The organism is Streptomyces flavovariabilis, from assembly GCF_000725785.1.
Lineage (GTDB): Bacteria > Actinomycetota > Actinomycetes > Streptomycetales > Streptomycetaceae > Streptomyces > Streptomyces hawaiiensis.
Genome location: NZ_JNXD01000047.1, coordinates 1 through 14,245, shown reverse-complemented (window position 1 = coordinate 14,245; position 14,245 = coordinate 1). Strand labels below are relative to the sequence as shown.

The window sequence follows — 14,245 nt, the reverse complement described above, 5'->3', positions numbered from 1 at the left end:
CGCCGGAACAGTGTCCACAACTCGTCCGGCACCAACCGCTCCAGCAGATCCGTCATGCACGGCACAACGAGCGATCACGCCATCAGAAACGACGTCTTATTCGAAGCGGGCAGACCGGGCCGCCCGGTAGGCGGCGTTTGTAGCTTCATCGGAGCGTTGCTGAGGGGGCTCCCCCGATCCAGTTGCCACAGTCGGAGCCGCGGGTGTTCCAGTAATGCAATGACTGCCGCAGCGAAATCCCAGCACGTGATCCCGGCCCCGAAGGGCCGTCCGAGTACTAGATCGCGTAGATACCGTTGCCCTCGGGGTCTGCCATGACCACCCAGTTTCGGTCTGAGCCCTGGCCCACATCCGTCTTGGTGGCGCCGAGGCCGAGCAATCTGGTCACCTCGTCCTCGGTGCTGCCGTCGATCGGGCTGACGTCGAGGTGAAGTCGGTTCTTCACGGTCTTGCCCTCGGGCACCTGGATGAACAGCAGGGTGGCTGACATCTGACGGACCCGAACATCCTCGACGGTCGGAACCCAGGAGCCGATCTCGACCTTGCCCTCGCTCCGGTCGATCACCTTGAAGTCCAGGACCCCGCACCAGAAGACCTCGAGCCTCTCCGGATCGTGGCAGTCAACGGCCAACTCGGTGAACCTACTTGTCATGACTCTCCCAGATAGTGCGGACGGGGCTCAGAGTATGCCGCCCGTCCGACAGATTTGAGATCTTCCTGACTAGGGACGTAAGACGGGCTTGACCCGGCATCAGATACGCGAGAAGCCCCCAACGTATTGGGTCGCCGGGCGTAGGCACGTCAGCGCAGCGGTCTTCCCATGCGGCTTTCCACGTTCGTAGACCGCGCGCGGTGCGTAGCATGTGAGCTGTGAATCTTCCGGCTCGCGTGCGGCAGGCTCTCAACGAATCTGTCCATCCAGCAGAGTTCGAACGGTGCGCTTGTGCCCTGTTGCAGTCCCGGTATCCGGGGCTGTCGGCGGTCGAGGGCGGCCATGACTTCGGCCGTGACGCAGACATCTACTTTCCCTCTGACAGCAATGACCCTCAGGCACGGGGACGCCTTATGGTCACCACTGGTGATCCGATAGCCAACGTGCGCAACGGCCTGAGTCGGATGCAGCAGGAGGGCTTGCAGGTCGACCTCGTTGTCGTGGCCAGCTCGCGCCCCGTTGACGCTCGCACCCGGAGGGCTCTGGACAAACTGTGCTCCGACCGAGGACTTCCTCCAGCCCACGTGTACGCCCAGGAGTGGTTCGTTCACCAGTTGGTGCGTGATGCGGCATGGCGGCGGAGTCTGTTGGGTATCGAGGGCCGACTCGGCGCCTTGCTCGACGAGCCTTTGGAGGCACCTCTGGTGGCGAGCCCACCGCCGCTGGTGGGCAGAGCGAGCGAGGTTGTGGCCCTGTCGGCTGCCGTGGATGCCTGCCAGGATGTGGTGCTCGTTGGAGTTCCGGGGGTGGGCAAAACTCGGCTCACCGGTCAGCTCGGAGATCAGGTGGTCTACATAGAGCCCGCCTCGCTGGCTCACCTTCACGACGACCTGCTTCTGGTGCTGCCGAGAGCAGTGGTCGTGGACGATGCTCATGCTCATCATGATGCGGTGCGTGTCCTGCGACACACCCGTCGACAGACCGGTCTTCTGTTCTCCGCAGTGGTAACGACCTGGCCGGATCGGCTCGATGAGGTGGTTGGCTGGCTGCCCGGGGCGCTGGTCATCAACGTGGGCCCTCTCGAACGGACGGAGATGAACACGCTGGTCACCACCGCGGGTGTCACCGGTCATCGATCCCGGGCTGCAGTACTCGACCAAGCGGACGGGCGGCCGGGGTGGGCGGTGACGCTGTGCGAGCTGCTCACCAGTGGGCAGGGCGGGGACGTCTTCAGCGGCAGAGCGCACGTAACTCACGTCGAGCGGTACCTGAGTGAGGCAACAACATCACACACCGTGCTGGATGCGCTGGCCTGTGTGGCCGCCCTGGGTGGCGTATCGCCGGAAATGCTGTACGCCCTCGCGCCCCTGGTCGGAGTGGCTCCCGCTGAGTTGTCTGGCATGGTGGAGGGTCTTGCACACAACGGGCTGGTGGAGTCGGTGGAAGACGTTTGGCGTCTGCAGCCGGCCCTGTGCGCGCCGCTGGTAGCGCGCTGGTTCTTCACCAGTCCGGTGCGGCGGCCGTGGGCCACGCTGGTCGATGCCTTCCCCGACCACTCGCTTAACCTTGCGTCCGCAGTGATGTCCGCACTCGAGGTATCCCCTGCCTCGCAGGCGCGGGCACAAGCAGAGAAGTGGATCCACTCGCTCTCGGCGCCCACGTCTTGGGACGTCAGCACCTTCGCCGTCGTGGCGCAGTATGCCCGATTGAACACCCGGGCGGCCCAGTTCGCGGTGAACGGGGCTCTGGCCGTGCTGGCCACTCCTCGCGAACCCGAAGAGCTGTATGGGATGCTCGTTGACCCTCTCGGTGATGCAGCTACCCGCCAACTCACTCAGAGCGCACGTCAGTTCTTGCTGCCGGAAGCGATCCAAGGACTGCTGACCCTGGCGGTAGGAGACAGGCGGCGTCGGAACTCCACTCCGGATCACCCGCTGCGCGTGCTCAGCGATCTGGCCGGCGTGATCGACCCCGACTTCGGTACGTCCCTTGAGATCCGCGCCCGTCTGCTGCGGGCGGTGCTCGACTGGATGCGCCGCCATCGCGCCTCGGGCGAGCAATGGAGCGTGGCCACCGAGGCCCTGGCGGGCATTTTCAGCGTCGAGGTATCAGGGAACTGGCCGGATCCAGGGGCACCGAACACAGTCACACTCGCCCACGGCGTGGACGCCGCAGACAATCTCTCGAAGCTACTCGGTCTGTGGGAGCAGGTAGCGCCGCTTCTGACCTGCGATACGGAAAGCGAGGACAGGGTCCCCTGTCCGCCCGTCGCGCTGGTCGCCCTGCTCGACATGGCGCTGAGATGGGTCCGGCTCGGCTTGGGCGTCGCCCCCCGTGGCCAGACTCCCTCCGCCGAGCAAATGCGGTGGGGGGCCGAGGGAGGACGCCGCATTCTTGCTTCACTCCACCCGTTGCTGCAAAACAGCCCGGGAGCAGCGATGCGCGCTCACCGCGAACTCGCCCGGATCCGGGGCCGGGCTCAAACAGCTGGCCAGAAGCTCCCGACATTCAACGTCGAAGCCGATCTTCAGTCCTTCTGTGAATGGGGAAGCGTCGACTTCACCCATGACTACGAGGCAGCCACCGAGCAAGTACTCACTCAAGCGCAGACACTCGCAAAGAAACTGACTGCTCTGGGGCCTCGCGCCGGAGTGGCCCGATTCAGCGAACTGGCCGAGCAGGCACAGGTCGTCGGTGACTACACCGGCCATCTGACAGCCATCCGCATGGCCGAGCTGATGAACGACCCGGCTGCCTGGTACCAGGCAGCCGCCGAATCAGGTGAAACCCTGCTGCTGGGAACTGCCTTGACGCAATGGCTCACCACGGCTCCCGACACTGTGCCGCCGTCCGTGTTGCTCACGGCCCTCGACGATGCGGCCTCCCGACCCACTGTCATCAGCGCCGTCGTCGCGCGCAGCGTGGTGGATCAGACGGGAGAGCTGGTGATCGACTCGATGCGGGCCGAGGACGCGGCACTCCTCGAGACGCTGATTCGCCACGAGCCGGACGATGTCATGCAACGCCTGCTCGTCCACACCGTCCCTGCCATCGCCGCGAGCGCAGCCATCAGTTTCTCGGTTGGAGCACCACACGGCCCCACCCTGCCAGCAGAATGGCAGACATCATGGCGCCGCGCGATACAAAACCTGCGCATCGATCACCTACCCCCGCACAACCAGTGGCGAGCGGGCAGAGTCCTCGCGTACCTCGCGGAGCATGACGCCGACACCTTCGAATCATGGTTCCACGAGCGGCTGCAGGACATGACCGCCCAGGGCTGGTACGCCTCGCCGCTCCCGTACGACAGCGATCACATCCTCGCTTACCTCCCACGTCCGCACCGGCTACGTCTGGCCATCCACTGCATCGGCCTGCCCCGCGTCGGCCACAGCGCCCTCATCCATCTCGTCGGCTCGGACACCAAGCTGGCCCAGCACCTGCTCGACCAACATGCCGTAAGCCCTGACAAGCTGGTCGACGCCCTCTTCGGGCAGCGCAACACGGCCGTAGAACAGATCGGTCCCCTCCTGTTGGAGCGGGGAGCGGGCGCTGACAGGATCGCGGCGGCTGTCGCCTGGTGCGACTCCTGGTCAGGGGATCGCTCGCGGATGCACTCTCAGCTTCTGGACTACTTCACCGCTCTTGCCGACCGAGAACCTGCGCTGCGCGCGGTCGCCGCAGCGGGCCGCGCACAGCAAAAGGAGCTGCTTGACCAGGCTGAAGAGCGCGAACGTGCCGCACGAGTCCGCGGGCGATGACCACAGATGCCTCTGGTGAGCAGTCAACGCCACTGGAGTAACCGGATAAACGCAACCGCCGTCCTCACCACATGAAAGCCAATCCAACACAGTCTGATGCACGGCACACACTCGAGGCGGCTGAGAAGGGATGAGCGAACTTTGGAAACGGAAGGCCGCGCGATGCTGATCGCCGCGGTCTCGGAGATGGCCGTACTGCGTGCACTTCAACTCGCAGGGAATCGGATCATCGGAGCGCGTGGGCGCTCCGTCCGTGGACCCATGAAGTCGGTTGAACCGTGGTCGATTCACGTGCACCTGCGGGTTGAAGAGCAGGAACTCGACGCCTTCCTCAAGGACGCCTGGCAGATTCCCATCGCAGTCGGCCTCCCCGACGACCTCCTCGATGCACTCGACCTACACACCCGCACCCTGCTGACAGCCGGCATCGAGTTCAACCGCGACGATCTACGGCGCACCCTGTCTCGACTTCCCCAGCAGCCCGCCCTGCCATGGGAGTCCGTCGGTTCGTAATGCGTACCAGCAGCGAGGAAGCGCACACTCCTCGATCGCAGGTCGGGCGGCATGTCGCTTGAGGCATCGGACGCCCCTATAACGCGGGGATGCGGGCAACTGGTCTGACCAGGTTGAAGACTTCGCGGGCGGCATATCGCTTGAGGCATCGGATGATCTCACGCCGGGTCTTGCCCTCCTGGGTGCGGCGTTCGTAGTACGCCTGGGTGCGGGGGTCGTGGCGCAGTCGGGTGAAGACGATGCGGTGCAGGGCGGCGTTGGCCTGGCGGTCGCCGCCGTGGTTGAGCCGGCGCGTGCTCCGACGGCCCGACGAATACTCGACGGGGCTGACTCCGCAAAGGGCAGCAAAGGACGCCTCAGTGTTCAGCCGCTCGAGGTTGTCCCCCATAGTGATCAGCAAGGTGACTGCGCTGTCCGGGCCGATGCCCACCGGTACGAGTAGCTGTGGGGCGTGGCGTTCGACGAGCCGGGTCTGGCGTTGGTTGAGCTCGTCGATCTGCGCGGTGAGCTGTTGCGCTCGGCGAGCATGCGTAACGTCATGTGGGTGGCCTGGGTCACCGCGTCCTCGTCTCCCCCACCATCGGGTGGGCCGAGGCGAGGACGGAGGTGGCCGCGATCAGGACCAGTCCGTCTCCGGCGAGGTCGTCGACACCGTCTCCAGCCGGGCCCCGAAGAGCCCCCCAGACGGCGGGAGCGAAGAGCAACCAACTGCGACACGGGGCCTGCTGCCGCTCGAGCTTCAACACCCGCGAGCTGTCAAAAGGCCCTCCGCTCGGATCGGGTGGCACCCGTAAACCACTTCCCTGGAGGCAACCGCTCAGCTGTACTGGCTATGCTCTGTCAAGTGCAGCAACCATTAGCCACCCCCCTCGCCTACCCGGCGTCCGAGGCTGCCGACGAACGGCTCATGGGCCACCGAGGCGGCGAACTGCCGCCGATCAGCGTAGTCATCCTGGCTGCGGAGAAGGACATGGCCGGGCTGGACGTCTGTATACGGGGTGTACTCGCTCGCTCCCTGAACCCCGTGGAGCTGGTGCAGGTTGTCGCTCAGCGCCTACCGGCGCGGTCCTTCGACGATCTAGATTCGCGCGTCGTCTGGTTCGACGAACGAAGCTGCGCACCCAGCAGCCGGGATGTGCGTGAGTACCTGCGAGGCTTGGGCAGAGATCCGTCCACTGCCTCGTGGTACTTCCAGCAACTGGCGAAGCTGCAGTGTTTCGATGCCCTTCCCGCAGGCACGCCGGAACACGTCCTGGTGGTAGATGCGGACTTCGTGTTCCTGCGAGACATGGCATTCGTCGACGGCCAGGGGCCCTCCGTGTTGCCGTACGGCTATCCCCTCTCCTGGCGCCTGAACACCCGGGTGCACCGGCTGCCGGACCACCACACTGCGCTGGAGGCGGCTGGGCGGCTGATCCCGGGCTGGCTGCCTGTGGACGCCTACAGCGGCATGCAGCACCACATGGTTTTCGATCGCACCATTCTGGGCGAAATTATCCAGCGGGCCCAGAAAGCACACGGCATACCCTTCTGGCAAGCGTTCCTGCGCACCGCCGACCCCTGTAAGTGGACGGGCGCCTCTGAGTACGTCCTCTACCGACACTTCGCCGCGCGTTTCTTCCCCGAACGCGTGCGCCATCGGCACGTCGACGCCGTCGACGTGATCCAGGCACAGGGACACGGCGGCTTCGTCCTACCTGAGGTGGCCGCTGCCGCCGAGGGCTCGTCGCTGCACGCTGTCGGCTGCCACCGTTTCCTCCATTACGCCGAGCGGCTCGCGACCATGGATTACATTCCCGCCGACCTGCGCCGTACCGTGTGCGCCGAGCCGACACCTCTCCAACTGCGTCTGGACGGAGGACTGTTGACCATACGGAACGCGGTCCCGCCACTCACGCTCGCTTGAGGCCGCCTGGGCGCGTGGCCACTCGACTTTCGACGTTCTGACAGGTTTGGGTGCTCACGCGGCGGCGTTGGTACTGGCGGCGGCCCATGCCTGCTGGACGGTGCGGATTTCTTGCTCGGTGGGCTGACCTGGCGGGTGGGCATACATCGGGCGGCGATGATCACCCGGCGGAGCTTGGCGACCATGCCTGACAGCGAGGGGTCGGTCTTGGTGGTGTACCAGGGTGCGCGCTGGCGGTGCTCGGCCACGTCGCCGGGCTGGTGGCCGTGCAGCGCGTACCAGGCCACGGTGATCGTGTAGCAGTACAGCCCGAAGGGCACGGTGTGCTCGACGGCGGCGCGGGTGCGGTTGTGGGCCTGGCCGGTGCCGAGCAGGTGGCGGGCCTCGGCGAAGGTGACCTCGATGGACCAGCGCATCGCGTATCGGGTGATCAGCTCGGCCGGGCTGCTGGTCAGGTCGGTGGTGACCAGGGCGAGGTCGTAGCCGGTGTCGGTGGTGTCGTCCCGAAGCAGGATCACGCGCACAGTGCGGGTATGGAAGGAGCCGTACCACAAGCAGGTGACCTCGGCCAAGTGCACGGTGTCGGTGCGTTGGTAGCGCGTGACCCGCACCGGAGTGAAGTCGGCGGCGGCCGCGAGCTGGGGGGCGTGCCCAACCGCGTGCCCTTGAGCTCGGGACGCCCGCGTTTGCCGGTCGGGGGCCGGGCCAGGGCGAAAAGCACCGAGGACGCGGGCAGCCGGGTGTTGAAGGTGCAGGTCGCCGGCAGATCGCGCAATGCCTTGCCGTGGTAGGCGGCGTCCGCGACGACGGGCCTTTACGCCACCCACACCGCGGGGGTCCTGGCCATGGGCCTGATCCTTACAGCGGGCGGCGGATTCGTCGGGGAGCAACTGCTGGGATGGATGGAGGCAGTCAGAAAGCTCCTGAGCCGGTGGGCTGAGGCTTCGAACGCCCCTCTCCGCAGCGCGAGAGCCTTCGCAACGCAGGCCCCGCACTGCCCCGCCGGTGAGCGGGGCCAGAACGCAGTGTTCCGCGTGCCGGTTCGCCGCGGCGGACGGGCACCGTGGGCAGAGACTTCACCAACGGCGGAGGGCATTTGGCACCATGGTGGCCGCCGGGCCATATCGATTACCTGGATCTCGACTACTAATCTCGGAGCCCATTTATGGCGAACATCAACTACCCGTGAGCTGAAGCACAATAGCCGCCACAAGGGCAGACCGGTTATCACCAATGCCCCGAGTTATTCACCGCCCGGGCGAAGTGTTGCCTGTGGGCTGGTTTGCACCGGTATCGACGGCGCACTGTACGTGGACATGAGCACCCTATGGGTACTCTGTGCGCCCTCCCGGTTCCCTAGGGTGACGGAAATGATGAGCGCACCGCACATGAGCCAGGTGATCCGCGGTCCCCTGTCCCTCGGCCGGGCGGACTGGCGGCGAAGGAGGTCAGGGTGTTGCTTCTCATCTCCCCGGACGGTGTCGAGGAGGCTCTCGATTGCGCGAAGGCTGCGGAGCATCTCGACATCGTCGACGTCAAGAAGCCTGATGAGGGCTCTCTCGGCGCGAACTTCCCCTGGGTCATCAGGGAGATCCGCGAAGCGGTCCCGGCGGAAAAGCCGGTGTCCGCGACCGTGGGGGATGTTCCGTACAAGCCCGGCACAGTGGCCCAGGCTGCGCTCGGCGCGGTCGTCTCGGGGGCCACGTACATCAAGGTCGGCCTATACGGGTGCACGACGCCCGATCAGGGCATCGAGGTCATGCGTGCGGTCGTCCGTGCGGTGAAGGACCACCGCCCCGAAGCGCTCGTCGTCGCCTCCGGATACGCCGACGCTCACCGCATCGGCTGCGTCAACCCACTCGCCCTGCCCGACATCGCCGCCCGATCCGGGGCCGACGCGGCCATGCTCGACACCGCCGTCAAGGACGGGTCGCGGCTGTTCGACCACGTTCCGCCGGACGTCTGTGCCGAGTTCGTCCGGCTGGCCCACGCGTCCGGTCTGCTCGCCGCCCTCGCGGGCAGTGTCAAACAGACCGACCTCGGTCCGCTGACCCGCATCGGCGCGGACATCGTGGGCGTGCGCGGAGCGGTCTGCGAGGGTGGCGACCGCAACGCTGGAAGGATTCAGCCGCATCTGGTGGCCGCCTTCCGGGCGGAGATGGACCGGCAGGCCCGGGAGCACGCGGCCGGCGTCCCCGCGGTGAACTGACCACCGGCATGCCGACATCCGAGTCCGAGCGCGTTCCCGGACGTCAACCCGCGCGTTTCGCCGTGGTCGACCCGGCCACCGGGGAGACCTTCGACGAGGCCCCCGACCAGCGGCCGGACGAGTTGGACGCCGTGGTCGACCGGGCCCACCGGGCCTGGCACGGCTGGCGGGCCGACCCCGTCGTACGCACGACTGCGTTGCGCGTGGCAGCCAACGCCGTGGAGGCGGCCGGCGATGACCTCGCTCGGTTGCTCACCCTGGAACAGGGCAAGCCCCTGGCCGAGTCGCACGCGGAGGTCGCCCGTACGGCGGCTCGCCTGCGCTACTTCGCCGACCTGGCCCCCAGAACCCGGCGGATCACCGACGGCCGGCCCGTACACAGCGAGATCCGCTGGCGATCCCTCGGACCTGTCGCCGCGATCGTGCCGTGGAACTTTCCCCTCCAGCTCGCGGCGGCGAAGTTCGCGCCCGCACTCGTGGCGGGCAACACCGTGGTCCTCAAACCATCCCCGTTCACCCCCCTCGCCACCCGGCTGCTCGGCACCGTCCTCGCCACCGCCCTGCCCGAGGACGTCCTGACCGTCGTCACCGGCCGCGAACCACTCGGCGCCCGCCTCGCTTCCCACCCGGGCATCCGCCACGTCACCTTCACCGGCTCGGTACCCACCGGGCGGGCCGTCGCCGAAGCGGCGGCGGCCTCGCTCGCCCGGGTCACACTGGAACTGGGCGGCAACGACGCCGCCGTCCTGCTGGACGACATCGAGGTGGACCGGATCGCGGACCGGCTGTTCTGGGCCGCGTTCCGCAACTGCGGGCAGGTCTGCATGGCGGTCAAACGCGTCTACGCTCCGGCCCAGCTCCACGCCGAAGTCGTCGAAGCCCTCGCCCAGCGCGCGCAGACCGTCGCCGTCGGCTCCGGCCTGAACCCTGAAACCCGGCTGGGCCCGGTCAACAACGCCCCCCAGCTGGCCCGGGTCGAGCAGGTCACGAAGCAGGCCCTGGCGGACGGGGCCCGGGCGGCGGCCGGCGGCCACCGGCTGGACGGGCCCGGTTACTTCTTCGCTCCCACGATCCTTACCGACGTCCCGCCCGGCAGCCCGGTGGTGACCAAGGAACAGTTCGGACCGGTCCTGCCGGTGCTGCCGTACCGCAGCCTCGACGAAGCCGTCGACGCGGCCAACGGCACCGGCTTCGGCCTGGGCGGCTCCGTATGGGGCACCGATCTCGACCGGGCCGGGGCGGTGGCCGACCGGCTCGAATGCGGCACGGCCTGGATCAACCACCACGCCGAACTGTCCCTCGCCCAGCCCTTCGCAGGCGTCAAGAACAGCGGTGTCGGCGTCGCCGGCGGGCCGTGGGGGCTCTACGGCAACCTCCGGCCGTTCGTCGTCCACCGCCCGCAGGAGGCATGACGGTGAGGTTCCAGGCGGCCGTACTGCGTTCGTACGAGGACCCCTTCGCGGTCGAGGAGGTGACCCTGCACACCGAACCCGCAGACGGTGAGATCCTGGTCGAGATCGCGGGCTGCGGGATGTGCAGGACCGACCTCGCGGTCCGGCGATCGGCCGGCCGCAGCCCGCTGCCGGCGGTGCTCGGCCACGAGGGGGCCGGGGTCGTGGTGCGGACGGGCGGCGGCCCGGACACCGCGATCGGCGTCGGTGACCACGTCGTGCTGAGCTTCGACTCCTGCGGACACTGCCGCAACTGCCGCGGCGCGGCCCCCGCCTACTGCGAATCCTTCGCCTCCCTCAACCTCTTCGGAGGACGCAAGGAGGACACGCCGCGGCTCACCGACGCGACCGGGGGAGCGCTGGCTCCCCGCTGGTTCGGCCAGTCCTCGTTCGCCGAGTACGCGCTCGTCCCGGCCCGCAACGCCGTCCGGGTCGACCCCGCACTGCCCGTCGAACTGCTCGGGCCGCTCGGCTGCGGCTTCCTCACCGGCGCCGGAGCCGTGCTGAACACCTTCAGCGCCGGCCCCGGCGACACCCTCGCGGTCTTCGGCGCGGGAGCGGTGGGCCTGGCCGCGGTGATGGCGGCCACCGCCGCTGGCGCGCTGACCGTGGCCGTCGACCGGCATCCCGGGCGGCTGGCCCTGGCCGAACGGTTCGGCGCGATCCCGCTGCCCGCCGAAACGGCCGGACTGCCCGAGCAGATCCGGCGGCTGACCGACGGCGGCGCGCAGTACGCGCTGGACACCACGGCCTCGTCCCCGCGCATCAACGACGCGCTCCGGGCACTGCGCCCGACCGGCAGCCTCGGCCTGGTGGCACGGCTCCACACCGCGCTGCCGCTCGACCCGGGCACGCTGGACCGAGGCCGCAGCATCCGCCACATCTGCGAAGGGGACGCCGTACCCGGACTGCTGGTACCCCGGCTGACCGGGCTGTGGCAGGCCGGACGCTTCCCCTTCGACCAACTGATCCGCACCTACCCACTGGCCGACATCAACGAGGCCGAACGCGACTGCGACGCGGGCCGCGTGGTCAAACCCGTACTCCTTCCGGCGGGAAGAAGCCGATGAGCGAGGCACACCGCACCGCAGCCTCACCGCATCCGACAAGCAGGCACCTCGCGCCCCCCACTCCCACCAACGGAGGAAACATGGTCGGCACGGCACCCCAGCACACGGAGGCGGAAGGCGTGGACGCAGGCGTGGGGCTGACCGCACTCCTGGTCGCCGCGGCACGGGCGATCGAGACCCACCGCCACGACAGCCTGGCCCAGGACACCTACGCGGAACACTTCGTGCGCGCCGCCCCGGCGTGCGCGGACTGGCCAGTGCGCATCCAGCAGGTCCCGGACGGCGACGGCAACCCGCTGTGGGGGCGGTTCGCCCGCTACTTCGGCCTGCGGACCAGGGTCCTCGACGACTTCCTCCTCCGGACGGTCCGTACGAGCGCCCGCCAAGTCGTCCTGCTGGGCGCGGGGTTGGATACCCGCGCCTTCCGCCTGGACTGGCCGTCCGACTGCGTGGTCTTCGAGATCGACAGAGCGGGCGTGCTGGCGTTCAAGCACCAGGTGCTCAAGGACCTGTCGGCCACCCCCAAGGTGAAGCGCGTCCCCGTACCGGTCGACCTGCGCGCCGACTGGGTCACCGCGCTGACCACCGCCGGCCTCGACCCGGTCGCACCGAGCGTCTGGCTGGCCGAGGGACTCCTCTTCTACCTGCCAGGCCCCGCCGAGACGTACCTCATCGACACGGTGGACCGGCTGACCACCGAAGGCAGCGCACTGGCCTTCGAAGCCAAGCTGGAGAAGGACCTGCTGGAATACCGCGACAGCCCGATCTACACGGCGACGCGAGAACAGATCGGCATCGACCTGCTTCACCTCTTCGACAAGGGACCACGACCCGACTCCGCGGGTGACTTGACGGCCAAGGGCTGGTCCACCTCGGTACACACCCCCTTCGACTTCACCCGCCGGCACGGACGTGGCCCCCTGCCCGAGCCGAACGACGCACTGGAGGGGAACCGGTGGGTGTTCGCGCACAAGCCCTCGCCCTGACGCCCGCAACGCTCACGACGTCCGCCCGCAGGCTAGGGGCGGGGCCCGCCGCAAGGCCCCGCTCGGTGGGACGTGTCCCGATGGAAGCGGCAGTTCGGTCACGTCGTAGCGGTGCCGCCCACGGCCGGAAAGCCGCTGACGGACCGTGTCAGACGGCCCGGGCAGCCACCAACTGGTCGCCCGGGATCCCTGCCATGTCCGGCGCGTAGTAGTCCTTGATGCCGGCGGCCCACGTAGCCACGGTGATGCGGTCCTCAGCATCCGGACCGAAGGCGTCGAAGAGGGCGTGGATATTCGCCTCCTCGAAGCCGATCGCCGTCATCAGCGATACGAAGAGAGGGCGCTCGATCAGGCTGTCCCCGTCGGGGTCGCCGAGTACGGAGAGGGCCTCAGCGAACTCGGCGATCGTGGGACCGAAACGCTCGGGGTCAAGCACGAACGGACGGAACTCGTCCACGGTGATCACACCGTCGCCATTGGCGTCCAGTTCAGTGGCCAGCGTCGTCCAGTAGCGGCGGAACGCGGCCCGGATGGCGGCCTTGGCGCCGTCGTCCGAAGCGTCCGCCGCCTCCAGAACACGGCCCGTCATCAGATCGAAGTCGTCGGAGTCGATGACTCCGTTGCCGTTGGCGTCGAAGAGGGAGAAGACCAGCTCGACCCGCTTGGCGGCCTCGTCTCGCATTTCCATCACCTGTCTTCTGCGACCCGAAGATTCCGGGCCTGGGCCAATGAGGACGTCTGCTCGACCGTGTTGGGACACACGAAAATCTTCTGCCAACTGCACTGATGTAACCCAGCACGTGCAGCGGCCATGCCCCATGGAACCGCCATGACGAGCCACAGGTTCTCGATCTCCGCATTTGACGTCAATAGGACTGCTGAATGAGCGTATGTGACAAGTCAGATGCCTCGCCTGTGACAACCAGGCTGCTTCGACCGATCTCATTCCCCAGCTCCGGACAGCACCATTCGGCGGCGTCTCCTACTGCGACTCCACGGGCATCACCGTCCGCGGACGCGGCTCGCGCCCTCCTGGAAGGCATGGAGACCCTGGCAGGGCAGCGGGCCGCTCACCTGCAGACGGTCGTGGCAGAGCTGCGCTCCGCCACGACGGACCTGCGCCGGTCTCAGCAGGAGCTGGAGCAGCGGCAGCGGGAGCTGCGCGAGGAGGCGGTGATCGTCGAGCCGCTGCAGGAGGTCGGCAGCGTCCTGGCCGCCGAACTCGACCTCGACGCGCTGGTCCAGCACGCGGTCGACGCCGCCACCGTCTGGCCGGAGCGAGGCGTTCGGCGCCTTCTTCTACAACGTCCTGGGCGAGACCGGGGAGTCGTACCTGCTTTACGTGATCTCGGTGTCGACCGGTCTCTCACCGCAACCGCCTCCTGGGATACTTTCCCGGGACACACCCCCGACGACGTGCAGAGCGGCATCGGCGTCGTGCACAACGCGCTCCTCCTGGACGGACCCGAGCGCACCGTGGTCCGGAGCCCGTTCCACCCTGCGCCCCAGGCGCTCCTGCACGGGGTTCAGCTTGATCGGGCGGGCACTCTGGGCACCGATGCAGCACGCCCGTCACTTCCTGACCAACGCTTCCTGTACCTAAGACGTCGTTTCTGATGGCGTGATCGCTCGTTGTGCCGTGCATGACGGATCTGCTGGAGCGGTTGGTGCCGGACGAGTTGTGGACACTGTTCCGG

At 67.7% G+C, this 14,245-nt stretch carries 12 protein-coding genes; 8 read left to right on the top strand and 4 right to left on the bottom strand.

The window, feature by feature from the left end:
• Nucleotides 1-277: 277 nt before the first annotated feature.
• Nucleotides 278-652: a VOC family protein gene (locus IO24_RS0139375; protein ID WP_031144585.1), complete on the bottom strand. Its 375-nt coding sequence runs from the start codon at nt 650-652 to the stop codon at nt 278-280.
• A 218-nt stretch (nt 653-870) separates the two neighbouring features.
• Between IO24_RS0139375 and IO24_RS0139370 the strand changes: the two genes are divergently transcribed.
• Together IO24_RS0139370 and IO24_RS0139365 are read left to right on the top strand one after the other, a co-directional pair.
• The gene (locus IO24_RS0139370) at nt 871-4,413 is read left to right on the top strand and encodes a hypothetical protein (RefSeq protein ID WP_157851349.1); all 3,543 of its coding nucleotides are present in this window, start codon (nt 871-873) and stop codon (nt 4,411-4,413) included.
• 141 nt (nt 4,414-4,554) lie between these two features.
• Entirely contained in the window at nt 4,555-4,926 is a 372-nt protein-coding gene (locus IO24_RS0139365; RefSeq protein ID WP_157851348.1) for a hypothetical protein, read from the top strand.
• A gap of 76 nt (nt 4,927-5,002) precedes the next feature.
• Here IO24_RS0139365 and IO24_RS41610 read toward each other — a convergent pair whose 3' ends face one another.
• Nucleotides 5,003-5,356, bottom strand: coding sequence for an IS110 family transposase (locus IO24_RS41610; RefSeq protein ID WP_234335423.1), 354 nt, complete (start codon nt 5,354-5,356; stop codon nt 5,003-5,005).
• Nucleotides 5,357-5,770: 414 nt separating this feature from the next.
• On the opposite strand from IO24_RS41610, the gene IO24_RS0139355 reads away from it, so the two are divergent.
• Nucleotides 5,771-6,832 carry a DUF6492 family protein gene (locus IO24_RS0139355; RefSeq protein WP_157851347.1) on the top strand — a complete coding sequence of 354 codons (1,062 nt, stop codon included), beginning with the start codon at nt 5,771-5,773 and terminating at the stop codon, nt 6,830-6,832.
• Here the strand turns inward: IO24_RS0139355 and IO24_RS45465 are convergent.
• Nucleotides 6,715-7,350: a hypothetical protein gene (locus tag IO24_RS45465; RefSeq protein ID WP_157851346.1), complete on the bottom strand. Its 636-nt coding sequence runs from the start codon at nt 7,348-7,350 to the stop codon at nt 6,715-6,717. The genes IO24_RS0139355 and IO24_RS45465 overlap by 118 nt on opposite strands.
• A gap of 935 nt (nt 7,351-8,285) precedes the next feature.
• Between IO24_RS45465 and IO24_RS0139340 the strand changes: the two genes are divergently transcribed.
• The 4 genes from IO24_RS0139340 (at nt 8,286) to IO24_RS0139325 (ending at nt 12,548) form a co-directional block, all read left to right on the top strand.
• Entirely contained in the window at nt 8,286-9,041 is a 756-nt protein-coding gene (locus IO24_RS0139340) for a (5-formylfuran-3-yl)methyl phosphate synthase (protein ID WP_031144576.1), read from the top strand.
• Nucleotides 9,042-9,049: 8 nt separating this feature from the next.
• Nucleotides 9,050-10,453: an aldehyde dehydrogenase family protein gene (locus tag IO24_RS0139335; RefSeq protein WP_031144573.1), complete on the top strand. Its 1,404-nt coding sequence runs from the start codon at nt 9,050-9,052 to the stop codon at nt 10,451-10,453.
• Nucleotides 10,450-11,562 carry an NAD(P)-dependent alcohol dehydrogenase gene (locus IO24_RS0139330; protein ID WP_031144571.1) on the top strand — a complete coding sequence of 371 codons (1,113 nt, stop codon included), beginning with the start codon at nt 10,450-10,452 and terminating at the stop codon, nt 11,560-11,562. Before IO24_RS0139335 ends, IO24_RS0139330 begins: the two co-directional genes overlap by 4 nt.
• Nucleotides 11,563-11,642: 80 nt before the next feature.
• Entirely contained in the window at nt 11,643-12,548 is a 906-nt protein-coding gene (locus IO24_RS0139325; RefSeq protein ID WP_031144569.1) for a class I SAM-dependent methyltransferase, read from the top strand.
• Between the two features lie 148 nt (nt 12,549-12,696).
• On the opposite strand, the gene IO24_RS0139320 is transcribed toward IO24_RS0139325, so the two are convergent.
• On the bottom strand, nt 12,697-13,230 hold the full coding sequence (locus tag IO24_RS0139320; RefSeq protein ID WP_031144567.1) for an EF-hand domain-containing protein: 534 nt from the start codon (nt 13,228-13,230) through the stop codon (nt 12,697-12,699).
• 359 nt (nt 13,231-13,589) lie between these two features.
• Between IO24_RS0139320 and IO24_RS0139315 the strand changes: the two genes are divergently transcribed.
• Complete coding sequence (locus IO24_RS0139315; protein ID WP_031144566.1) at nt 13,590-14,165, top strand: hypothetical protein; 576 nt, start codon at nt 13,590-13,592, stop codon at nt 14,163-14,165.
• Nucleotides 14,166-14,245 lie beyond the last annotated feature (80 nt).